This is a genomic window from Janthinobacterium sp. PSRC1-1, from assembly GCF_049897525.1.
Lineage (GTDB): Bacteria > Pseudomonadota > Gammaproteobacteria > Burkholderiales > Burkholderiaceae_D > Janthinobacterium > Janthinobacterium tructae.
In genome coordinates this window covers 259,183-281,123 of sequence record NZ_JAFCWK010000005.1, presented here as the reverse complement: position 1 = coordinate 281,123, position 21,941 = coordinate 259,183, and the positions used below count along the sequence as shown (strand labels likewise).

Here is a 21,941-nt window from a genome sequence, read left to right as displayed (position 1 = left end):
CTTTGTGTGGGAGAACGAACAGACCCTGCCGCGCTCCGGCCGCAGACTGGGATTTTTCAACAGGAGGTCTATCATGAGCTACGAAGAACGCGACGCCTACGGCATGTATGTCAACCGCGGCCATAAAGGCCCCGGCCCTGAACTGATGGGTGCCGACACCCTGATCGGCGACCATGTGCACAACGCCAAGGATGAACACCTGGGCGAAATCAAGGAAATCATGATCGACATGCGCAGCGGCAAGATCGCCTACGCCGTCATGTCGCACGGCGGTGTCTTCACCATCGGCGAAAAGCTGTTCGCCGTGCCGTGGGAAGCGCTGCTGCTCGACACCGTCAACAAGCGCTTCACGCTCAACGTCGACAAGGAGCGCATCGAAAACGCGCCCGGCTTCGACACGGATAACTGGCCGAACATGGCCGATACCACGTGGGCCCAGTCCATCCACAGCTATTATGGAACGACACCGCGCGAGTATTAATTAACCCCTAAGCGGAAGGCTGGGGTCGTACCCTGCAGGGGGAATCCGGCCCAATGGGCCGGATTCCGATTCCGAAGGAAACGACCCCAGTATTTGCACTGGGGTTTAACTAAAAGCGGAACTCCAACCCCGCCACATACGTCCTGCCCCGCGCCGTGCTCAGCGGCGTGTTGTCCTGCGACTGCGACGGCATCGAGTTCAAGCGGTTCAGCGCTTCCGAAAAATCCTTGTTCATGGCGTTCTGCACCGACAGGCGCAGGAACAGATTTTTTGACACCTGCCAGCTCGCATATAAATCGATCACGGCCGGAATCTTCGGATTGTCGGCCTTGAGCACTTCGCCCGTCGCTTCGTCGGCTGCATTGTCCGGCGACAGGCGGCGGTTCGAGCCCGTGTGCTTGACGATGGCGCCAACTTCCAGTTTATTGTCCAGCAGGCGCGTGCCCACATCGAGGTTGTAATACACGCTGGGCAGCTCGCTGATGTCGGCCGCGCCGAACCAGGCGCTGGCGATCGAGGTCGGCTGGCGCGTCGTTTCGCGCGTGTACGACAGGCGCGCATACGCCGGTCCCAGCTGATATTGCGCTTCCAGTTCCCAGCCGCGCGAGTACACGGGCGTGGCCGAGTTGATGTAGATATACATATTCGTCACGTACTCATCCACATTCTGCCAGTCATTGGCGAGCACTTCCGCGATATTGCACTTGCGGCCGCTGTCGCACACCAGGAAGGACTGGCTGGTGATGTAGCCGTCGATCTTGCTCTTGAAATACAGGGCCTTGAAATTCAGCACGTCATTCTTGCTCAGCAAACCATGCAGGCTGGAATTGAAGCCCAGCTGATAAGTGCTGGCCCGCTCGCCCTTCAGGAAGGGATTCATCGAGGCGCCGCCATCGTTGGAAAAGAAGACTTCCTGCGGATTCGGCCCGCGCATGGTGCGCTCGGCGCTGGCAAACGGCTGGAACCATGGCGTCACTTGCGCGGAAACAAGCAGCGATGGATTGATGCCATGCTCTTTGAGGGCGATATTGCTCGCCCCTTGCGGGAAACATTTCACCCGCGCGTCGCAAGCGGGCTTGTAGCCGGTCAAATCAAAGTGCGTGGTGTTGAGGCCCGCATTAACCTGAACAATCCCACGGTTGTATTGCAGGCCCGCATACAGGCTGCTGATCTTTTGCACACCCTCGGGGCCGAACGTATTGTTTTCAATCGATTGCTGGTTCGCGTCCGGGTTGTCCGGGTCATCGACCAGGCTTTCCACGTGCTTGCTGTACTTATTGCGCATCAGCTTGCCGCCGACGGTCACCAGCGCATCGCCGCCGGCCAGCCTGAAGCTGCTGGTGTTATTGATGTCAAAGGCATCGGCGCGGTTGGCCGCATTCGTGTTGATGAAATTGGTCAGCGCCTCGGGCATGTATTTCTGGTTGCCGCGGCTGCTGCTGGCCACTACATTGAGGTCGATCAACTCCGAAAACGGCGTGTAGTGATATTTGACGTAGTAGTCATCGCTGTGGATGTCGCGGCGCGTAAAGGTGCTGCGGTAATCGCGCGCCGACAGTTCCAGCGCGTGGAAGTCGCTCAATGTGAGGTCCAGCTTGAGCAGTTGCGACTTGGGCTTTTGCTTGTAATAGCGGTTGTAGCCGAAACCGAATTCCTCGCTGTTGACGCCCTTGGCATTCTTGTAGTTGTTGCCGATCACACTCGCGCTGGTGGCCGCCATGAAGCCCACGCTGCCGCCATCGAAGGCCGGATTTTTCATGGCCACGGCCAGCATGGCGCTGCGTCCCACGCCATTATTTCCGGTTGACATCTTCGTGCGCGCCCCGGTTTTTTCACCGGCAAAGACGACGTCATCGACGCCGATGGTGCGAAAGTTGCTGCTGCCGGCCAGCGCATTGACGCCGTCGCCACCGACGACATTGCCACGCGACACATCCACGCCGATGATGAAATTCGGGTCGATCAGGGCGCCGAACTGGCTACTGGGCACGCCGCCGTGCGAGACGGACGAAGGCGCGCTGCCATAGTAATTCTGGCTCACGCCATCGACCATCATGTTCACGCGGCCCAGGCCCGACAGGCCGCGGATATTGACGCTGACGGCGCCCTGCGCCGGGTCGATCTGGGTAAACGTGCCCGGCATGCTGCGCACGATCTGGTCCACGCTCTGCAAGCGCGTGTCCGGTCCGCGCGCGCTGACGGCGCCCGGTTTTTCCAGCGCCTGCTGCTCGGCCGAAACAGCCTCGCCCGATACATTCAGCGGCGACAATTCCACCTTGCCACTGTCTTGCGCTGGTTGCGCCCATGCCTGCTGCGCCAGCAAGGCCAGGCAAACGCCCACGGCCTGCGTCATTGTCTTGATATGCATACACCCTCGATTTGTTATGTGATTGAAAAAATTCAGCTGGCGCCGTGACCGTTCCCGGCATCGAGCTTGAACGACACGGGCAAGGTCACCGTCACCGAGCCCTGGCGCAATAAGCTGGCCGGTGGCGCCGGTAACGGTTGCGCGCGCTCAAGCACTTGCAAGGCTTCGCGGTCGAGCAGCACCGTGCCCGACGAGGTGACCAGTTCGCTGGCCAGCAGCTTCCCGTCACGGTCCACCTGGAAGCGCACCCAGGCGGCGCCGGCCCGCTTGCGCTGGCGCGCATCACCGGGATAGCGCTTGAAGTGGGCCAGATGGCCAAGCACGCGGCTTTGCCAGCTGGCCGGCGCCGCGCTGGTCGATGGCATGTCGCTGTCGAACGGTGCCGCCTGTGGACCGCGTACGGGGCTTGGCGCCGGTGTGGCGCTGCTGCTGGCCTGCGCGGGCAATGACGCTTCCTTGGCGGCATCCTTGCCGGGATCTGGCGACGGAGCGGTTTCTGCCTTCGCCTCTTTTTCCGCGGCGACGATCTGCGGCGCGGCGGCACGCGCCAGCACGGGCAGCGCCTCTTGCCTGATTGCACTCTTTGGCGGACGGGCGGCGCTGGAGGCGGCCGACTGGCGCGCGCCCACGGCGTGCGCCACCTGAGTCTCTGGCGACATCGCCTGCGCGGCAAACACCAGCATCACGCTGGCGGCCGGATTGGCGGGCGCCACGCTGACGGGCCGCCAGGCCGCCCACAACAGCAGGGCCAGCGCCGTAGCCACCACCAGCGACGTGGCGATGCCCCAACTCCATATCGGACGCGGATTCACCCGCCCCCCTCGCGGCCCACCAGGCCCACTCTCAGGTAGCCGGCCTGGCGCAGGGCATCCATCACGCCCAGCACGTCTTCATACGCGGCTTGCTTGTCGGCCTGGAAAAACAGCGTGCGCTGGCGGTCGCCGCCCGTCTCGGCATCGAGCAGGCGGCCCAGTTGCTCGCGCGCCACGGGCGCCTCGCCCAGGTACAGGCTATGGTCGGCTTTCAGGGAAACGAACAGGGGCTTGTCGGGGCGCGGCTCGGGCTGGGCCGTGGCGGCCGGCAAGTCGATCTTCAGGTCGACGGTGGCCAGCGGCGAGACCACCATGAAAATGATCAACAGCACCAGCATCACGTCGATGAAGGGCGTGACATTGATCTCGCAGAGCTCCGGCATGTCGGCCGTGTCGTCGTCCGGTGACGGAAACAGGGAAGCCATGCGTCAGGCCTGCTGGCGCGTGTCGAGGTCGCGGCTCAGCATCAGCAGCACTTGCGCGGAAGCGGCGCGCAACTGCGCCTTGTACTGGTTGATGCCACGACTCAAGACGTTATAGATGACGACGGCGGGAATCGCCGCCACCAGGCCCAGGGCCGTGGCCAGCAAGGCTTCCGCGATGCCGGGCGCGACGGTGGCCAGGTTCGTGCTCTGGCTGACGGCGATGCCGATAAAACTGTTCATGATGCCCCACACGGTGCCGAACAGGCCGACGAAGGGCGCCACGGCGCCGATGCTGGCGAGCAGGCCAATGCCTTGCGTCATGGCGCGCACCTGGTGCGCGATGAACTGCTCCTGGCGGAAACCGGCCCGCTCTTTCAACGCCGCCGCCGGTGCGTTCGCGTGCGACAAGCTCAGTTCCTGCTGCACATCATCGAGCAACCGTTGCGCCAGCGAAGTGCTGCCTGCGCCCTCCACTTTGACGGCCGCGTCGGGTAGCGAGGTCGCCGACTTCAGCATGGCGACGGCTTGCGCCGCCGCGCGCCGGGCCGTCAGCAAGCTGGCGCCCTTCACCAGCAAGACCACCCAGGTGGCCAGCGCGGCGACCAGCAAGCCGATGAGCACGCTTTTCACGACCTGGTCGGCGGCGAAAAACATGCCCAGCGGCGACATGTCGTGCGGCAGCGCGGACGCTTGCGCGCCGGAATGAAAGATGAAAAGAAACACGCCGCCGGCAGCGGCTTTGATACAGGAAATACGCATGGAAGCTTCAACAGGTAAGAAAAAATCGGACGGACTACCTGGCTGCTGCGAAGAAGCTTGCTGGGGAAGAGTGCCGGGCTGAACGCCCGGCGGCAGTACAAGGAATTACTTGGCGCTGGCGACGACGGGTGCCGCCACCGGCGTGAACCAGACGAAATCCGCCTGCGGCGCCAGCACCGTGGCGCCGCGCTGCGCCAGCACCAGCACCAGCGGTGCGGGGCCGCCCGTCAAGTCCTGCACGTGCAGCGGCACGCCCAGGTCCTTGTGCGCATGGTAGGCGCCGGCGATCAGCACGGCCGGCGCGGGCGCGGCCAGCAGGCGCTCGGCCATGCGGCGGTCGCGCTGCTGCTGCACCGACAGCATGGCGGCCAGGCGCGGCGCGTCGATCTGGTTGTCGTGCATGACGCGGATGATATCTTTCAGTTTGTCATGTACCTTGCCATCGTTGGCCAGGTTCGAATGCTTGCCCTGCACGGCCGGCTGGTCGACAAACAGTTGCTTGATCTCGCTGCGGTCCAGGTTGGCCGACCAGACCGGGTATGGCGCGCGCATCACGGTCATGACCAGGTCGCCATATTGCGCCCACTTCCAGCCCGGTTGCCAGGCCAGCAGTTCAGCCACGTGTTCGGGACGCACGACGGGGTCCGTCTGCAGCCACGGCTTGACCTTGTCCACCTTGGCTTGCTGGTCCGGATTCAGCATTTCCAGCAGCACGCTGCCTTGCGGGCGCTGGCCTTGCAATTGCTGCAGCAGCCATTGCTCGATCCGGTGATGGCTGAGCTGGTCATGCTGTTCGCCGACGATCACGCGCGGGGCGGCGGCCAGCTGGGCCAGCAATTGCTCGGCGCTCAGGCGCTGGCCGCTGCGCAGGTCGATGATCTCGCCCAGTTGGCGCACGTCTTGCGCAGAAGCGGGCGCGGCGGTCGTGGCGGCGGCCGTGCCAGTGGCGGGTGCAGTGGCTGGTACGACGCTGCTGCAGGCGCTCAGCGCCAGCACGCAGGCGGGCAGGACGGCGGCGAGGGACAGGGGGAATTTCATGGCATGGCCTTTCGGGTGGAAGCGCGCATTGCAAAATAACTACTGGCGGGCATTCTAATAGAAATGATTCTCATTTACAACCAGTACACAGCAAACCCTGCGGATTTTTTACCACTGGCAAAAAATCAATATGGTGCTTCGGTAAAATCCCCGGGCGCGGAGTAGAATAAAAAAAACGGAGGACTCGCGTGAATCAAACTGACCAGTTGGCGGTACTGAAACAACCGCTGCCAGACTCTCTTGCTGCCGTACTTTCCCTGATCTTTGCCGACCGCTTTTCCATGACGCAAGCCATGCGCGCTCACCATGGCCGCGACGAGTCGAGCTATCCGCCCATGCTGCCCGACGCCGTCATCTTCGCCCATTCCACCGAGGAAGTGGCGGCCGCCGTCAAGCTGTGCAGCGCGCACGACGTGCCCGTCATCGCCTATGGCAGCGGCACTTCGCTCGAAGGCCATGTGCTGGCCCTGCATGGCGGCGTGACGATTGATCTGTCGCAAATGAACCAGATGGTAGCCGTGCATGCTGAAGACTTGACGGCCACCGTGCAGGCGGGCGTGACGCGCAAGCAACTGAACGAGGAGCTGCGCGACACGGGCCTGTTTTTCCCCATCGACCCGGGCGCCAATGCGTCGCTGGGCGGCATGGCCGCCACGCGCGCCTCGGGCACGAACGCCGTGCGCTACGGCACCATGCGCGAAAACGTGCTGGCCCTGACGGTGGTGACGGCCGATGGCCGCATCATCAAGACGGGGACCAGGGCGAAAAAATCCTCGGCCGGCTACGACCTGACGCGCCTGTTCGTCGGCAGCGAGGGAACGTTGGGCATCATCACGGAAGTGACGGTGAAACTGTACCCGCTGCCGGAGGCGATCTCGGCTGCCGTGTGCTCGTTCCCCGGCACGGGCGAAGCCGTCAGCGCCGTGATCCAGACCATCCAGATGGGTATTCCTGTGGCGCGGGTCGAGTTTCTCGATGAAAACGGCGTCAAAGCCATCAACGCCTACGACAAGATGGCGCTGCCGCAAAAGCCGCTGTTGCTGTTTGAATTCCACGGCACGCCGGCCAGCGTGGCCGAGCAGGCGCAGCTGGTGCAAGCCATCACGGCGGAACACGGCGCCAGCGATTTCGAATGGGCCAGCCGCCCGGAAGAGCGCTCGCGCCTGTGGGCCGCGCGCCACAACGCGTATTTCGCCCTGCTGCAGATGCGTCCCGGCAGCCGCGCCATTTCCACCGATTGCTGCGTGCCGATTTCGCGCCTGGCCGAATGCATCCTCGCCACCAAGGCCGATTGCGAGGCGCAGGGCCTGGTCTACGCCATCATCGGCCACGTGGGCGACGGCAACTTCCACGTGCAGATGCTGGTCGATCCCGATGACCCGGCCGACATCGCGCGCGCCGAAAAGGTCAACAGCGACATGGTCACGCGCGCCATCGGCATGGACGGCACCTGCACGGGCGAGCACGGCGTGGGCATGCACAAGATGGCTTTCCTGGTGGAAGAACATGGTGCAGGCGCGATCGACACCATGCGTGCCGTGAAACACGCGCTCGATCCGAAGAACCTCATGAATCCAGGGAAGATCGTGCGCTGGTAATCAGGCTGTCCATTCCATGCGCATCGGCACAAACACGATGCCGCCCGTCTCCACCTTCGGCCCCGTGGCGACAAAGCCCAGGCTTTCATACAGGGGCAAGGCGTAGGCCGAGGAGTTGACGGTAAACGCCGTGACATTCCCCCTGGCCAGCGACGCATCGCGGGCCGCCTGCCACAAACGGCGCGCCATGCCGCGCCGGTGCAGCGCGCGCGGCACGAACATGTGGAACAGATGCGTGTTGTCGCGCATGGCCACCACGCCGGCCAGTGCGCCATCGATATGCGCGAGCTGATAGGCGTAATTGGGCAGCGACAGATAGTTTTCGATGGACGGCTGGCGGCAATGTTCGATGAACTTTTCCGCCCCAGCGCCATCAGGGTGCAGGGTCAGAAAGGGCATCAGGTCGTCGATCAGGGCGACGATGGCGGGCGCGTCGGCGACCAGGGCGGGACGCAGTGTCGGTTCGGGCAAGGTTGTCATCATCAAATAATGCCATGCCCTCCTCCCCGCCGGCAACTTTCAACAGAAATCGCGGCTGCTGGTCCTCAACCGCCCCAGCAGATGCGACATATCGACCAGGCGCTTGGCCACCAGGTTGCGCACGATGCCTTCCCTTTGCCACACGCCGTACACGCCCAGCAGCGGCGCGCTCAGTACTTCGCGCCGCTGGCTTTCCACAAGGTCCGGCCAGACGATGACGTTGACCGTGCCTGTCTCGTCTTCCAGTGTCATGAAGATCACGCCCTTGGCCGTGCCCGGCCGCTGGCGCACGGTGACGATGCCGCAGGCGCGCGCCAGCTGGCCATGCGTGTAGCTGGCCAGCGCGGATGCGGGCAGAAAGCGCTGCTCCAGCAACTGTGCGCGCAGCAGCGCCAGCGGGTGGCGCCCTAGGGTCAGGCCTTGCGAACGGTAATCGCTGACGATGCCCTCGCCTTCCGTGGGCGCGGCCAGCACGGGCAGGTCTTCCTCTTGCGTGGTGATGCGCAACAAATCCCTGTCGGGCACGGCGCCGGCCGCCTGCCACAGCGCCTCGCGCCGGTGGCCGGCCAGCGCGTGCAGCGCGTTGCCGGCGGCCAGCACCTGCAAATCATGACGATCCAGACCGCCACGCCGCGCCAGGTCAGATACGTCTATGAAGGCGGCGATGGCGCGCGCATCCTCGATGCGTTGTGCCGCCTCGGCGCGCATGCCGAACAGGCTGTTCAAGCCCAGGCGCACGGCGGGCGCGGCGCCCATCTCTTCTTCCAATGCCGCTTCCCAGCCGCTGACGGCCACATCGACGGGCAGCACGGGCACGCCATGGCGGCGACCATCCTGCACCAGTTGCGAGGGACTGTAAAAGCCCATGGGCTGGCTATTGAGCAAGGCGCACAGAAAGGCGGCCGGTTCATGGCATTTCAGCCAGGAACTGGCGTACGTCAGCAGGGCGAAACTGGCCGCGTGCGACTCGGGAAAACCGTATTCCCCAAAGCCCTCGATCTGGCTGAAGATGGCCTCGGCAAACTCCTTGTCATAACCATTGTCGACCATGGCATCGACGATGCGGTCATGGTAATTGTTCATGCCGCCCTTGCGTTTCCAGGCCGCCATGGCGCGCCGCAACTGATCCGCCTCACCGGGCGTGAAATCGGCGGCGATGATGGCCACCTGCATCACTTGCTCCTGGAAAATCGGGATGCCCAGGGTGCGCCCCAGCGCCTTTTCCAGGCCCTTCGGATAGTCGACCGGCTCCTTTTTCTGGCGCCGCTGCAAATACGGATGCACCATGCCGCCCTGGATGGGGCCGGGGCGCACCAGCGCCACCTCGATGACGAGGTCATAGAATTGGCGCGGACGCAGGCGCGGCAACATGCTCATCTGCGCGCGCGACTCGATCTGGAACACGCCGATGGTGTCGGCCTGGCACATCATGTCGTAGGTGGCGGGGTCTTCGGCAGGAATATCCTGCAAACGAAATTCCTCGCCGCGCCGCACACTGACCAGTTCCAGGGCGCGGCGCAAGGCCGACAGCATGCCCAGCGCCAGCACGTCGACCTTCATCAAGCCCAGCTCCTCCAGGTCGTTCTTGTCCCACTCGATGACGCTGCGCTCGACCATGCTGGCGTTTTCGATCGGCACCAGGCGCGACAATTTTCCCTGAGCGATGACAAAGCCGCCCGGATGCTGCGACAGGTGGCGCGGAAAACCCAGCAACTGCTGCGCCAGGCCAGCCCACTGCTGCGACAATGCCGCTTCCGGGTCGAGCCCGCATTCGGCCAGGCGCTCCAGCAGATCGTGCTTGCCGTCGAACCAGCGATGCGCCTTGGCCACCTTTTCCACGATGGCCAGGTCGATCCCCAGCGCCCGGCCGCTGTCGCGCAAGGCGCTCTTGGGCCGGTAGCTGATCACCACGGCCGCCAGCGCGGCCCGCTCGCGCCCATATTTGCCATAGATATATTGAATGACCTCTTCGCGCCGCTGGTGCTCGAAATCGACGTCGATGTCGGGCGGCTCGTTGCGCTCGCGCGACATGAAACGCCCGACCAGACAATTGCCGCGCGCCGGGTCCACTTCCGTGATGTGCAGGCAATAGCAGACGGCCGAATTGGCGGCCGAGCCGCGCCCCTGGCACAGGATGTTGTGCGCGCGCGCAAAGCGCACGATATCGTAGACGGTCAAAAAATACGCTTCATACGACAGCTCGGCGATCAGTTCCAGCTCCTGCTCGATCTGCTGCTGCACGTTGGCGGGAATACCCAATGGAAAGCGGATGCGCGCGCCCGCATAGGTTTCCTCGCGCAAATAGGTCGCCGGCGTGTGGCCGTGCGGCACCAGTTCGTCGGGATAGTCATAACGCAGGCTGTCGAGGGAGAACGTACACAGCCCCGCGATGCGCACGGTTTCCGCCAGCGCTTGCGGCGGATACACATTGGCCAGGCGCAAGCGCGCACGCAGATGCTGCTCCGCATTTTGCGCCAGCGCATAGCCGCACTCGCCCACGGGTTTACCCACGCGGATGGCGCACAGGGTGTCGAGCAAGGGTTTGCGCGAACGCACGTGCATGCACACATGGCCGACGGCCACCACGGGCAAGCCCAGCGCCTGCGCCGCCTCTTGCACGGCACTGCGGTGCGCGTCATCCTGCGCCCGCTGCAGCAGGTTCAGGCCGATCCAGCTGCGCTCGCTGCCAAAGGTGGACGCCATCCACGCACCCTGCGCGCGCACGCTTTCCGGCTGGGCCGGATAGCTGGGCAGCAAGATCATCAGGCAGCCGGGCAGCCCCCGCAAATGGGCAAACTGCGCCGATGGCGCGCTGAAATCGTCAAGCGTCAGCAGATAACGCCCCTTGGCCGACCGCGTGCGCGCCATGGTGATCAGTTCCGACAAGTTGCCGTAACCATCGATATCGCGCACCAGCGCCAGCAGGGACAAGGCCGCGCCGCCGTCGGCCCGCGTCAAATGAAAATGCGCGCCGATAATCAGGGGAAAGCCGGCCCGCTTGGCCACCGCATGGGCGCGCACGACGCCGGCCAGCGAGCACTCGTCGGTAATCGCCAGCGCCTTGTAACCGAGCTGGACAGAACGTGCCACCAGCTCTTCCGCATGCGAGGCGCCATGCAGGAAGCTGAAATTGCTCAGGCAGTACAACTCAGCATACTCGGGTAAGACTGCGCCCCACATGATCTACCTCAATACTGTATATAAACACAGTATATTATACTCATCTGAAAACGGCCATCTCAGTTATGCTGGGGTTTTACCTTTTATCTCGACCGCCATGATCGTCCACTTATTACAATGTTTCGGCGCCGCACCCGGTGGCGGCAATGCGGCGCTGGTCGTGGAAAACGACCATGGCAGCGAAACGGCGCGCCAGTCCTTCGCCCGCGAACGCCAGGTCAGCGCCTGCGTCTTCATCGACCGGCAAGCGAACGGCGCCATCGTGCTCGACTATTTTTATCCGCACACGCGCAGCCCCCTGTGCCTGCACGCCACCCTGGCCGCCGCGCATGTGCTGCTGACGGCGCCCGGCGACCCGGCGGCGCTGACGGTGACAACCGCCATGCATGGGCAAGCCCTGCAGCTGGTGCGCCGCGCAGAGGGATTATTCATCGGCCTGGCGCCGCAGCCGGCGCCGGCCGTCATGCTGGAAAAATATGTGCCGTCTGAACTCATGGGCCAGCACATGCACTTGCTGTCGCCGCCCGTCATCGCCTCGGTCGGCAGCCCGAAGCTGCTGCTGGAAGTGGCCGACAGCACCACCCTGCGCGCGCTGCGGCCGAACCTGGAACTGATCGCCGACTGGAGCGCCTTGCATCAGGTCAATGGCTGCTATGCGTATTGCCGCACGGGCGAACACGAGTTTGAAGGGCGCAACTTCAACCACCTCGACCCGGCGCTGGAAGACAGCGCCACGGGCGTGGCGGCGGGCGCGCTGTCAGCGCACCGACAGCAGTCGCTGCGCCTGCATCAGGGCCACGTGACGCAGCAACCGTGTCTGATCGAGGTGCAATACAGCGCGCAGGCAATCTGGGTGGGCGGCATGGTGCAACGCAGCACCTGAATGGTGCATGCTGCACCAGCATAAGGCAAGCCGGGCGGTGGCCAAAAGATAATCAACCAGGAAACAACAGTTACAGCGAATTTGTAATAACAAAACAAAGTATCGCTGGTGAATGCCGAAATGATGGCACTAGAATCAAGTCACGAATTTTTGCTCATCAGCCACTTGGAGATACTGCGTGCCGACCCTCACCACCTTGCGTAAAGCCATCCTCATCAGCCTGTACGGCAGCGCCGCCCTGGCCGCATTCACTCCCGCCGCCATGGCCCAGAGCACGGAAGCGGGAGCCACGGACGGTCCCGTGCAAACGGTCAGCGTGGTCGGCTCGCGCCGGGTCGCCAGTTCCGCCACCGACACAATGGTGCCGGTCGATATCATCCCGATTTCCAGAGTCGCCGAGCAAGGCGGTCAGTTTGACCTGGCGCAATCGCTGCAATACATCTCGCCCTCGTTCAACTCCACGCGCCAGACGGGCGCCGACGGGGCCGACCTGGTCGATTCGGCCGCCCTGCGCGGCCTCGGTTCCGACCAGACGCTCGTGCTGGTGAATGGCAAGCGGCGCCACACGACGGCCCTGGTCAACCTGTTCGGCGCGCGCAACCGCGGCAACACGGGCACGGACATGAATGCGATTCCTTTGCTGGCAATCAAGAACGTGCAAGTGCTGCGCGACGGCGCCGCCGCCCAGTACGGCTCGGACGCCATTGCCGGCGTGATCGACATCGAACTGAAGAAAAGCCTGGGCTGCGAAGCGGTGGCCGGCTACAGCCAGTATTCCGAAGGCGACGGCAAGAATTACATGACCTCCGCCTATTGCGGCATCGCGCTGGGCGACAAGGGCACCTTGGCCATCACGGGCGAATACCTGGACCGGGGCCGCTCGAACCGCGCCGACGCGGACAGCATGCGCATCATCGGCGACACCAAATCGCAAAACAAGACGCTGTACCTGAATGGCGACTACGCCACCAGCGGCACGGGCAAGCTGTACTTCACGGCCGGCGCGCAGACGCGCGATGCGTCGAGCGCCGCGTTCGGTCGCGGCGGCATCGGCAGCGACGACATTCCGTCGCGCAATTCGGCCGCCATGTATCCGAATGGCTTCGTACCCTTCATTAACGGCAAGATCGACGACCAGTACGCCACCGTCGGCCACCGCAGCCAGATCGGCGAATGGCATGCTGACTTTTCGCAAACCTATGGCTACAACAAGATGCGCTACGACATCAGCCATACCCTGAACGCCTCGATCGCCAACCTCGACCTGATGAACGGTGGCAAGGGCGTCAGCGCCAGCAGCTACGACGCGGGCGGCTTCTCGTTCCAGCAGCTGACCAGCAACGCCGATTTCAGCCGCTACTACGACACGGTGATGAGCGGCATGAACGTGGCCTTCGGCGCCGAATACCGCAGCGAGGAATACAAGATCATGGCCGGCGAACCGGGCTCCTACAGCGACGCCGACGGCGTGGGCGTGGGCGGCAATGCGGGCAGCCAGGGCTTTCCCGGCTTCCAGCCCGGCGACGCCACCAAGGCCAAACGCCACAGCATCGCCGCGTATGGCGACGTGGAACTGGACTGGACGGATCGCCTGAAAACCCAGGCTGCCCTGCGCTATGAAAAATTCAGCGATTTCGGCTCCACCGTGACGGGCAAGCTGGCCGCCAGCTATAAAGTGGCACCCAATGTGCTGCTGCGCGGCTCGGCCAGCACGGGCTTCCGCGCGCCGTCGTTGCAGCAAGTGTATTTCTCGTCCACCTTCACCGACTTCATCGGCGGCGTGCCCACCGACGTGGTACTGGCGCCGAACGGCGGCGCCGTCGCCAACGCGGCCGGCATTCCCAAGTTGAAAGAGGAAAAATCCACCAGCTTCACGTTTGGCACCACCTGGACGCCGACGCAAGCCATTTCCGTCACGGCCGACCTGTACAACATCAAGATCAAGGACCGCATCGTGCTGTCGGGCCGCTTCAATGCCGACAACTATCCGGACCTGGCGGCGCGCCTGGCCCTGTTGGGCGTGGGCGAGGCGCAATTCTTCGTCAACTCCATCGACACGCGCACGCGGGGACTGGACCTGACGGCCTCGCACAAGGGTGAACTGGCCGGCAACCGCCTGAACACCTTCCTGGCCTTGAACTTGAGCAAAACGGAAGTGACGAAAGTCAAGACGCCCGCCTCGCTGACGGGCTTCGAGGATGTCTTGCTGTCCGAGCGCGAACGCCTGTTCATCGAACAGGGCGGCCCGCGCGCGAAAGCCACTCTGGGCTTCGACTACATCACGGGCAAGCTGGAATCGGACCTGCGCATCATCTACTTTGGCCCGCAAACCCTGGGTACCTTCAGCGGCACGGCTGAAGGCGTACCGAACGCCCGCTACGCGGCCAAGACCTCGGCCGACCTGAGCTTCACCTACAGCATCAACAAGAACACCAAGCTCACTTTCGGTGGCAACAACATCTTCAACGTCAAGCCCACCACGCAAAACGCGGACGAGACGGACAACGGTTTCAAGTACGACAGCGTACAGTTCGGCCTGAACGGCGCGTCCTACTTTGGCCGCTTGTGGGTGAAGTTCTGATCTGAACTCACTCTTCGCATAAAAACAGCGGCTGCGCCAGTACGGGCAGCCGCTGGTTTTTATGTCGGCATCACCATTCAGTGCTCATCGCCTGCATAGATCCACATGGGCTCTGTTTTTCCCGCGCGCACGAAGCCCACGGATTCGTAGAACGCGATGGCCTTGCCGTCCGCTGTCAGCATTTGTTGGTGAAACCCTGCGTATTTTTCCAGCATGGCCGCCATCATCCTCCTGCCCACGCCTTGGCCTTGCGCCATCGGATCGACGAGCATATGCGGGAAGTAGACCACCAGGTGGCCATCGGAAATGGCATTGCCGATACCAATTAATTTTCCAGCTGCGCGGGCCGTCACCAGGCTGTGGGAATTGCGCAGCGCGGCCATCAATTCTTTTGGTTTTTCTGCGGACGACCAGTGATTGGCCTTGTAGATGGCTATCACTTCTTGCTCAGCGATCACATCATTCATGGAAATTTGCATCGGCACGATCTCTCATATGGACGGCGCTGACCTTCGCCATGGGAAGGTCCAAGCGTTTCGACGACATCAACATCTATTGTATCGATCCACGCCCCACCAGTTTCACAGCTCATTTTCACAACTCATACACGCCCATGCTCCAGTACCGGCTGCCTTGCCTGTTGCTGGCAAGCCAACCCAATGCCTGCAACTCCTTGCCGATCAGGCGATTCATGATGCCATGTCCGACCAGCAGCACAGGCCCCTTGGCTGCCAGCGCGACAAGCCGCTCGGCGGCAGCCCTGGCGCGCCGCCGGCTTAGCGTCAGCGAATCGGCTCCGCGCGCATAACCGAACAACCAGAGCAGGCGAAAAATCGCTGCCCAGGCTGCAGGCGGCAGCCAAGGTGCTCTCCAGAGCGCAAAAGGCAGCCCGGCCTCGGTAAAAATCGCCTCTTGCATGAACGGCAAGTCACCCAGTGCCCTGGCCGACGAGCATGCCCTCGGTGCCGTGCTGGCCACGATAGTCGACGCCGATAGCGCCGCCATGGCGCACTCTGCAGGTATGCCATTGTCTTTGATGAGCGATTGGTTGTAGCGATCAATCCACGCTCCCATTTGCTTGGGCGCTATCCAGCCCCCCTTGGCGAGGCTAGGCTCGCCGTGACGCATCAGTGTTATTCGCATGTAGTCAGATCACCTCGCATATTTATCAGTCTGTTCAGCACGGCCGCAGTGAACAATCTTTGCCCTGCGGCGGAAAGCACGGATAATAGCGGCTAACTCATAAGCACAGTATTGGATTACCTCATGGAAATTAAAGTCAACTTTCTCGACAAGCTGCGTCTCGAAGCCAAGTTCGACGATTTTACCGTCATCGCCGACCAGCCCATCCGCTATAAAGGCGATGGCTCGGCGCCTGGCCCGTTCGATTACTTTTTGGCATCATCGGCACTGTGCGCGGCGTACTTCGTGAAATTGTATTGCGATACGCGCAATATTTCCACTGAGAATATCCGCCTGTCGCAAAACAATATCGTCGATCCGGAAAACCGTTACCAGCAGATTTTCAAGATCCAGGTCGAGTTGCCGGCCGATATCTCGGCCAAGGACCGCCAGGGCATCCTGCGCTCGATCGACCGTTGCACGGTGAAGAAAGTGGTGCAAGCGGGGCCGGAGTTCGTCATTGAAGAAGTCGCGAACCTGGACGCCGATGCGCAGGCCTTGCTGGCCCTGAATCCGGCCCCGGGCGCGAATACCTATATCGTGGGCAAGGATTTGCCGCTGGAACAGACCATCGCCAACATGTCGGGCCTGCTGGCGGGCCTGGGCATCAAGATTGAAATCGCCTCGTGGCGCAACATCATTCCCAACGTGTGGTCGCTGCATATCCGCGACGCGCATTCGCCCATGTGCTTTACCAACGGCAAGGGCGCGACCAAGGAAAGCGCGCTGGCGTCGGCCCTGGGCGAGTATATCGAACGGCTCAGCAACAACCATTTCTACGCCGGATCGTTCTGGGGCCAGGACATCGCCAACGCGGACTTTGTCCATTACCCGAACGAGCGCTGGTTCAAGCCGGGCCGCAAGGATACGCTGCCGAAGGAAATCCTCGATGCGTACAGCCTGGAGATCTACAACCCCGATGGCGAGCTGCGTGGCTCGCACCTGGTCGACACCAACTCCGGCAATGCGGAGCGCGGCATCTGCTCGCTGCCGTATGTGCGCCAGTCCGATGGCGAGGTCGTGTATTTCCCGTCCAACCTGATCGAAAACCTGTACGTCAGCAATGGCATGAGCGCCGGCAATACCCTGGTCGAAGCACAGGTGCAATGTCTGTCGGAAATTTTTGAGCGGGCCGTCAAGCGCGAAATCATCGAAGGCGAAATCGCCCTGCCCGACGTGCCGCAGGACGTGCTGGCGAAATACCCGGGCATCCTGGCCGGCATCGCCGGATTGGAAGAGCAAGGCTTTCCCGTACTGGTCAAAGATGCGTCGCTGGGCGGCGTGTATCCGGTGATGTGCGTCACGCTGATGAACCCGCGCACGGGCGGCGTGTTTGCCTCGTTCGGCGCGCACCCTAGCCTGGAAGTGGCGCTCGAGCGCAGCCTGACGGAATTGCTGCAGGGGCGCAGCTTCGAAGGCTTGAACGACTTGCCGCAGCCGACGTTTGCCAGCGAAGCCGTCACCGAGCCGAACAACTTCGTCGAACACTTCATCGATTCGAGCGGCATCGTCTCGTGGCGCTTCTTCAGCGCGAAAGCCGATTACGATTTTGTCGAGTGGGATTTTTCCGGCCACGGCGAAAACTCGAATGCCGAGGAAGCGGCGACCCTGTTCGGCATCCTCGCCGGCATGGGCAAGGAAGTGTACACGGCCGAGTACGACCAGCTGGGTGCCACCGCCTGCCGCATCCTCGTGCCCGGTTATTCGGAAGTGTATCCGGTCGAAGATTTAATCTGGGACAACACCAACAAGGCGCTGCTGTTCCGCGCCGACATCCTGAACCTGCACGGCCTGGATGATGCCAGCCTGGAAGACTTGCTCGAGCGCCTGGAAAACAGCGAGCTCGACGAGTACGGCGACATCGCCACCCTGATCGGCATCGAGTTTGACGAAAACACGGTGTGGGGCCAGCTGACGACACTGGAACTGAAGCTGCTGATTCATCTGGTTCTGCAGCAATTCGAGGAAGCGAAGGAGCTGGTGGAAACCTTCTTGCAGTACAACGACAACACGCTCGAACGCAAACTGTTCTATCAAGCCTTGAACGTGGTGCTGGAAGTGGAACTCGATGACGAACTGGAGCTGGACGATTACGTCGTCAATTTCCGCCGCATGTTTGGCGACGCCCGCATGGACGCGGTGCTGGGTTCGGTGGACGGCAGCGTGCGCTTCTTCGGCCTGACGCCGACCAGCATGCAACTGGAAGGCCTCGACCGGCACCAGCGCCTGATCGACAGCTTCAGGAAATTGCACGCGGCGCGCGCCAAGGCGGCCGCCGCCTGACTTGGGAGCGCCACCATGGCCACACTGGAATTCTGGTTCGATTTCGGCAGCAACTACAGCTATCTGAGCGCCATGCGCATCGACGCGCTGGCGCGTGAAAAGAAGGTGCAGGTCATCTGGAAACCCTTCCTGCTGGGCGTCGTCTTCAAGGCGCTCGGCTGGAAGACCTCGCCCTTCGTCTTGCAAAAGATCAAGGGAGACTACACGTGGCGCGACATGGCGCGCCAGTGCGAAAAATACGGCTTGCCGTGGCGCCAACCGGGCGCCTTCCCCCGCACGGCCCTGCTGCCCATGCGCGTAGCTATGGTCGGCGCGGACCAGGGCTGGATCGCGCCGTTTGCGCGCCGCATGATGGCGATGAATTTCGCCGCGGACCGCGATATCGACAACCTCGAGGCCGTCAGCGAGGTGTTGGCGGAACTGGGCCTCGATGCACGCGCCATCGTGGCGCTGGCGTTGACACCGGACAACAAGCTGCGCCTGCGCCGCCAGACTGAGCAGGCGCAAGCGTTAAACCTGTTCGGCGCGCCCAGCTTCATCAGTGACGGTGAACTATTCTGGGGCAACGACCGGCTGGACGATGCGCTGGCGCATGCCGCCGCCAGCGCCTGACGGCCATCAACCGGCCAGCGCCGCGATCTCCTTCTGCATGTTTTCAATGGCCCGCGCGTTGTACTGGTCGGCGAAATACGCATCGCCAAACAGCTGGCCCGCCTGCGCCTTGCCGCATAAATGCTGCAGCGCCAGGCCCCGCTGCTGCTTGAAGCGCACGGGGTCCACATGCGCATATTCAAGGCCGATGGCTTGCGTGTAGGCGTGATATACCTCTTCATCCTGCCCCAGGATGGCCAGGTCGGCGCTGAGCATGGCGTCCTTCAGCACATGGCTGATGCCGGGGCCCTGGAAATGGTCGGTGGCGCGTATCAATTGCGCCACATCCTGGTTGTCGCCCGCATCGAGGCCGCTGGCCAGCCACATCTGGGCGCTCGCCTCTTCGCTCGAATACAGGGCCTCGTCGTCATGGCTGTAGACGGCGTCGTGGAACCAGAAGGCCTTCTTGACCAGCGCGCTGTCGCGTTTGGGCGCATAGGTATTGTCGGCCCACACGCGGATTTCGGACAAGCCGTGTACCAGGTGGTCGAGGTTGTGATAGTGGCGGTCCGCGCCGCCATATGCCTGCGGTCCCGTCAGGTGCGCGAACCAGTGGTCCGCCAGCGCGACGTCGGCTTGCGAAGCGGTGGCGTAATGCCACAGCGCTTCCCACTCCTTGCGCAGGCAGTCGAGTATCCACGCGTGGTAGGCCGGACCGGGGACGAATTTTTTCATGGTCCAGTTCCAGCCCACCGGGCCTTCCAGCGCCTTGACGAAGCTGGAGCTGACGGAGCCGAGGTCGCGCGGCGGCATGACGAAGATCGTCTTGGCGCCAGCAAGCACGTCCACATTGGTTTGCTGGATCAGGTTTTCATAGTCGAAATCGGCCGTCGTGCGGATGCCGCGGATCAGGTAGTCGCAGCCATGCTTTTTCGCCGCGCGCGCCGTGTAGTCGCCCTTGACGATGACCACCTGGACATTGTCCCAGCCGCACTCGCGCGCGCTCTGCTCAATGATGCGCTTGCGGTCTTCGGCGGGAAATTGCGGCTTCTTGGCGGGGTTTTGCGACAGGAAGACGATCACCTCGTCGGCGAGCGAACGCGCTTCGCCGATCACCCACATGTGGCCGTTGGTGATGGGGTCGAGGGTTCCTGAAAATCCGATTCTCTGCATGTGCGCTCCGTGGTCTGGTTCTGCTTGTTTCGCAGACAATATAGGGCCACGGCGCGCGCGTCAATGCAACATGCCAAAGATCATGATCAAAACGTTATTTTTTCACGGCTTGCGGGAATTCCACGCGCACGCATAGGCCGCCCAGGCGCTCGGACTTGTCCAGCACCAGGCGCGCCCCGTGGCGCTCGGCGATGGCCTTGATGATGGCCAGCCCCAGGCCGCTGCCGTTGGCGTCCGTGCCGGGCACGCGGTAGAAGCGGCTGAAGACGCGCTCGCGCTCCTCGGGCGGGATGCCGGGACCGCTGTCTTCCACCGACAAGGTCACGCCGACGGGGCTGGCGCGCAGGTCGATGTCGACCGTGCCGCCCTGCGGCGTGTACTTGATGGCATTGTCGACCAGGTTGCGCAGCATGATGTTGAGGGCGTCGGCCTGCCCCGCCACCTTGGCCGGGTCCATGTGGTGCAGGCCCAGGTCGATCTTGCGCGCCTGCGCGATGCCGGCCATGTCGCCCAGCGCGCGCTTGACGACGTCGTTCAAGTCCACCGCCTGCAGCTGGTCGCCGCTGGCGGCGCTCGCCTCCTGGCGGGCCAGCACCAGCAACTGCTCGACCAGGCGCGTGGCCCGCTCGATGCCGGCGCTCACGCGGGAAATGGCCAGGCTGCGCTTTTCTTCCGATTCGGCCCGCTCCAGGCTGAGTACCTGCAGTTTCAGCGCCGCCAGCGGCGTGCGCAATTCATGCGCGGCGTCGGCAACAAAGTGCTGCTGCGCGTCGAACGCCGTTTTGACGCGCCCGAACAGCAAATTCAATTCATGCACCAGCGGGCGCACTTCATCGGGCAAGCCCGCTTCCGAGACGGGCGACAGATCGTCCGCCTGGCGCGCCGCCACCTGCTTGCGCACGCGCGAGACGGGCGCCAGCGAACCGCTGACCACCCACCACACGACCAGCATCAGGATCGGTGCCATCAGCGCGATGGGACCCACCGTGCGCAGCGCGAGGCTGCCGGCCATACGCTTCCTGACGGCCATGTCCTGCGCGATCTGCACGGTCTGGGAACTGGTTTGCACGGAGAAGATGCGGTAAGTCGTGCCGTTCGCCTTCACGTTGGAAAAGCCCAGCACGGCGCGCTGCGGCAATTCCGCGCGCGTGATCGAGCGGAACACCTGCACGCCGTCCGGCGTCCACACCTGCACCACCATGTCGTTGTTGACGGGGTCGGCCGGCAAGGCTTGCGCATGGTTGGCCAGCGGCGCGCCGGAGCGCAGCGACAGGGCCATCTGCTGCATGTGATAGTCGAAGATCTGGTCGGCGTCGTACAGGGCGCTGCGGTAGGCGATCGAGGCCTGCGCCAGGGCCGCCATGATGATGGCCGCCAGCAAAAACCACAGCAGGCGGCCGCGCAGCGAGTGCGTCACCGTGACCTTCATCCTCATGCCTTGGGCACCATGTAACCGAGGCCGCGCACGTTCTGGATCAAGTCGCTGCCCAGCTTCTTGCGCAAGCCGTGGATATACACTTCCACGGCATTGCTGTTGACTTCATCCTTCCAGCTGTACAGTTTTTCTTCCAGCTGCGCGCGCGACAGCACGATGCCCGGGCGGGCGATCAGCGCTTCCAGCACGGCCCACTCGCGCGCCGACAGGTTGACGGGATGGCCCTCGGCGATCACTTCGCGCGTCAGCGGATTGATGGAGACGCCCTGGTGCTCGAAGATCGGTTCCGGCCGCCCCGAGGCGCGCCGCAGCAGGGCACGTATGCGCGCCAGCAGTTCGTCGAGATCATACGGCTTGAGGACGTAATCGTCGGCGCCCGCGTCGAGGCCGGCGATGCGCTGCTCGACGGCGTCGCGCGCCGTGGCCACCAGCACCGGCGTGTCGAGCTTGCGCAGACGCATCGAGCGCAGCACATCGAGACCATCCTTGCGCGGCAAGCCCAGGTCCAGCAGCACCAGGTCATAGGTCTGCGTCTGCAGGGCCGTGTCGGCCATGTCGCCATCCTTGACCCAGTCCACCGCGTAATGCTCGGCGCGCAGCAAATCGAGCACCACCTCGCCGATCATCGTATCGTCTTCTACCAGCAATAAGCGCATGGCTTGCCTTTCTGTT

The 21,941-nt window shown here is 63.0% G+C and carries 18 protein-coding genes; 6 read left to right on the top strand and 12 right to left on the bottom strand.

Annotated elements, in window-relative coordinates; translation table 11 throughout:
- The first annotated feature begins 73 nt into the window (after nt 1–73).
- Nucleotides 74–481 carry a PRC-barrel domain-containing protein gene (locus tag ACP7DW_RS13095; RefSeq protein WP_071075939.1) on the top strand — a complete coding sequence of 136 codons (408 nt, stop codon included), beginning with the start codon at nt 74–76 and terminating at the stop codon, nt 479–481.
- Between the two features lie 109 nt (nt 482–590).
- On the opposite strand, the gene ACP7DW_RS13090 is transcribed toward ACP7DW_RS13095, so the two are convergent.
- From ACP7DW_RS13090 to ACP7DW_RS13070, 5 genes are all read right to left on the bottom strand, one after another.
- Nucleotides 591–2,849, bottom strand: coding sequence for a TonB-dependent receptor domain-containing protein (locus tag ACP7DW_RS13090; protein WP_426055585.1), 2,259 nt, complete (start codon nt 2,847–2,849; stop codon nt 591–593).
- A gap of 32 nt (nt 2,850–2,881) precedes the next feature.
- Nucleotides 2,882–3,661: a TonB family protein gene (locus ACP7DW_RS13085; protein WP_426055586.1), complete on the bottom strand. Its 780-nt coding sequence runs from the start codon at nt 3,659–3,661 to the stop codon at nt 2,882–2,884.
- Nucleotides 3,658–4,086 (bottom strand): TonB system transport protein ExbD, encoded by a 429-nt coding sequence (exbD, locus tag ACP7DW_RS13080; protein WP_426055587.1) that lies wholly within the window; start codon nt 4,084–4,086, stop codon nt 3,658–3,660. Before exbD ends, ACP7DW_RS13085 begins: the two co-directional genes overlap by 4 nt.
- 3 nt (nt 4,087–4,089) lie before the next feature.
- Nucleotides 4,090–4,845: a tonB-system energizer ExbB gene (exbB, locus tag ACP7DW_RS13075; protein WP_426055588.1), complete on the bottom strand. Its 756-nt coding sequence runs from the start codon at nt 4,843–4,845 to the stop codon at nt 4,090–4,092.
- A 105-nt stretch (nt 4,846–4,950) separates the two neighbouring features.
- Nucleotides 4,951–5,883, bottom strand: a complete 933-nt coding sequence (locus ACP7DW_RS13070; RefSeq protein ID WP_426055589.1) for a ChaN family lipoprotein — start codon at nt 5,881–5,883, stop codon at nt 4,951–4,953.
- Nucleotides 5,884–6,071: 188 nt separating this feature from the next.
- Between ACP7DW_RS13070 and ACP7DW_RS13065 the strand changes: the two genes are divergently transcribed.
- Nucleotides 6,072–7,481 carry an FAD-binding oxidoreductase gene (locus ACP7DW_RS13065; RefSeq protein ID WP_426055590.1) on the top strand — a complete coding sequence of 470 codons (1,410 nt, stop codon included), beginning with the start codon at nt 6,072–6,074 and terminating at the stop codon, nt 7,479–7,481.
- On the opposite strand, the gene ACP7DW_RS13060 is transcribed toward ACP7DW_RS13065, so the two are convergent.
- Nucleotides 7,482–7,964 (bottom strand): GNAT family N-acetyltransferase, encoded by a 483-nt coding sequence (locus ACP7DW_RS13060; RefSeq protein ID WP_426055591.1) that lies wholly within the window; start codon nt 7,962–7,964, stop codon nt 7,482–7,484.
- A gap of 36 nt (nt 7,965–8,000) precedes the next feature.
- Nucleotides 8,001–11,141 (bottom strand): error-prone DNA polymerase, encoded by a 3,141-nt coding sequence (locus ACP7DW_RS13055; protein ID WP_426055592.1) that lies wholly within the window; start codon nt 11,139–11,141, stop codon nt 8,001–8,003.
- A 97-nt stretch (nt 11,142–11,238) separates the two neighbouring features.
- Between ACP7DW_RS13055 and ACP7DW_RS13050 the strand changes: the two genes are divergently transcribed.
- Both ACP7DW_RS13050 and ACP7DW_RS13045 read left to right on the top strand, forming a co-directional pair.
- Nucleotides 11,239–12,024, top strand: coding sequence for a PhzF family phenazine biosynthesis protein (locus ACP7DW_RS13050; RefSeq protein WP_426055593.1), 786 nt, complete (start codon nt 11,239–11,241; stop codon nt 12,022–12,024).
- A 178-nt stretch (nt 12,025–12,202) separates the two neighbouring features.
- Nucleotides 12,203–14,605: a TonB-dependent receptor plug domain-containing protein gene (locus ACP7DW_RS13045; protein WP_426055594.1), complete on the top strand. Its 2,403-nt coding sequence runs from the start codon at nt 12,203–12,205 to the stop codon at nt 14,603–14,605.
- 77 nt (nt 14,606–14,682) lie between these two features.
- Here ACP7DW_RS13045 and ACP7DW_RS13040 read toward each other — a convergent pair whose 3' ends face one another.
- Together ACP7DW_RS13040 and ACP7DW_RS13035 are read right to left on the bottom strand one after the other, a co-directional pair.
- The gene (locus ACP7DW_RS13040) at nt 14,683–15,072 is read right to left on the bottom strand and encodes a GNAT family N-acetyltransferase (RefSeq protein ID WP_426055595.1); all 390 of its coding nucleotides are present in this window, start codon (nt 15,070–15,072) and stop codon (nt 14,683–14,685) included.
- 127 nt (nt 15,073–15,199) lie between these two features.
- Nucleotides 15,200–15,748: a hypothetical protein gene (locus ACP7DW_RS13035; RefSeq protein ID WP_426055596.1), complete on the bottom strand. Its 549-nt coding sequence runs from the start codon at nt 15,746–15,748 to the stop codon at nt 15,200–15,202.
- Between the two features lie 123 nt (nt 15,749–15,871).
- On the opposite strand from ACP7DW_RS13035, the gene ACP7DW_RS13030 reads away from it, so the two are divergent.
- Both ACP7DW_RS13030 and ACP7DW_RS13025 read left to right on the top strand, forming a co-directional pair.
- Complete coding sequence (locus ACP7DW_RS13030) at nt 15,872–18,070, top strand: OsmC domain/YcaO domain-containing protein (protein ID WP_426055597.1); 2,199 nt, start codon at nt 15,872–15,874, stop codon at nt 18,068–18,070.
- A gap of 15 nt (nt 18,071–18,085) precedes the next feature.
- Nucleotides 18,086–18,682, top strand: coding sequence for a 2-hydroxychromene-2-carboxylate isomerase (locus tag ACP7DW_RS13025; RefSeq protein ID WP_426055598.1), 597 nt, complete (start codon nt 18,086–18,088; stop codon nt 18,680–18,682).
- A 6-nt stretch (nt 18,683–18,688) separates the two neighbouring features.
- On the opposite strand, the gene coaD is transcribed toward ACP7DW_RS13025, so the two are convergent.
- The 3 genes from coaD to ACP7DW_RS13010 form a co-directional block, all read right to left on the bottom strand.
- Nucleotides 18,689–19,834, bottom strand: a complete 1,146-nt coding sequence (coaD, locus tag ACP7DW_RS13020; protein ID WP_426055599.1) for a pantetheine-phosphate adenylyltransferase — start codon at nt 19,832–19,834, stop codon at nt 18,689–18,691.
- A gap of 94 nt (nt 19,835–19,928) precedes the next feature.
- Nucleotides 19,929–21,263, bottom strand: a complete 1,335-nt coding sequence (locus ACP7DW_RS13015; RefSeq protein WP_099379071.1) for an ATP-binding protein — start codon at nt 21,261–21,263, stop codon at nt 19,929–19,931.
- Between the two features lie 2 nt (nt 21,264–21,265).
- Entirely contained in the window at nt 21,266–21,925 is a 660-nt protein-coding gene (locus tag ACP7DW_RS13010; RefSeq protein WP_010400558.1) for a response regulator, read from the bottom strand.
- Nucleotides 21,926–21,941 lie beyond the last annotated feature (16 nt).

What these genes read in the sequence shown, in the direction of transcription:
- ACP7DW_RS13095 (WP_071075939.1), top strand. Translation starts at nt 74, where the DNA reads ATGAGCTACGAAGAACGCGACGCCTACGGCATGTATGTCAACCGCGGC.
- ACP7DW_RS13090 (WP_426055585.1), bottom strand. Translation starts at nt 2,849, where the DNA reads ATGCATATCAAGACAATGACGCAGGCCGTGGGCGTTTGCCTGGCCTTG.
- exbD (WP_426055587.1), bottom strand. Translation starts at nt 4,086, where the DNA reads ATGGCTTCCCTGTTTCCGTCACCGGACGACGACACGGCCGACATGCCG.
- exbB (WP_426055588.1), bottom strand. Translation starts at nt 4,845, where the DNA reads ATGCGTATTTCCTGTATCAAAGCCGCTGCCGGCGGCGTGTTTCTTTTC.
- ACP7DW_RS13070 (WP_426055589.1), bottom strand. Translation starts at nt 5,883, where the DNA reads ATGAAATTCCCCCTGTCCCTCGCCGCCGTCCTGCCCGCCTGCGTGCTG.
- ACP7DW_RS13060 (WP_426055591.1), bottom strand. Translation starts at nt 7,964, where the DNA reads ATGATGACAACCTTGCCCGAACCGACACTGCGTCCCGCCCTGGTCGCC.
- ACP7DW_RS13055 (WP_426055592.1), bottom strand. Translation starts at nt 11,141, where the DNA reads ATGTGGGGCGCAGTCTTACCCGAGTATGCTGAGTTGTACTGCCTGAGC.
- ACP7DW_RS13050 (WP_426055593.1), top strand. Translation starts at nt 11,239, where the DNA reads ATGATCGTCCACTTATTACAATGTTTCGGCGCCGCACCCGGTGGCGGC.
- ACP7DW_RS13040 (WP_426055595.1), bottom strand. Translation starts at nt 15,072, where the DNA reads ATGAATGATGTGATCGCTGAGCAAGAAGTGATAGCCATCTACAAGGCC.
- ACP7DW_RS13035 (WP_426055596.1), bottom strand. Translation starts at nt 15,748, where the DNA reads ATGCGAATAACACTGATGCGTCACGGCGAGCCTAGCCTCGCCAAGGGG.
- ACP7DW_RS13030 (WP_426055597.1), top strand. Translation starts at nt 15,872, where the DNA reads ATGGAAATTAAAGTCAACTTTCTCGACAAGCTGCGTCTCGAAGCCAAG.
- ACP7DW_RS13025 (WP_426055598.1), top strand. Translation starts at nt 18,086, where the DNA reads ATGGCCACACTGGAATTCTGGTTCGATTTCGGCAGCAACTACAGCTAT.
- coaD (WP_426055599.1), bottom strand. Translation starts at nt 19,834, where the DNA reads ATGCAGAGAATCGGATTTTCAGGAACCCTCGACCCCATCACCAACGGC.
- ACP7DW_RS13015 (WP_099379071.1), bottom strand. Translation starts at nt 21,263, where the DNA reads ATGAAGGTCACGGTGACGCACTCGCTGCGCGGCCGCCTGCTGTGGTTT.
- ACP7DW_RS13010 (WP_010400558.1), bottom strand. Translation starts at nt 21,925, where the DNA reads ATGCGCTTATTGCTGGTAGAAGACGATACGATGATCGGCGAGGTGGTG.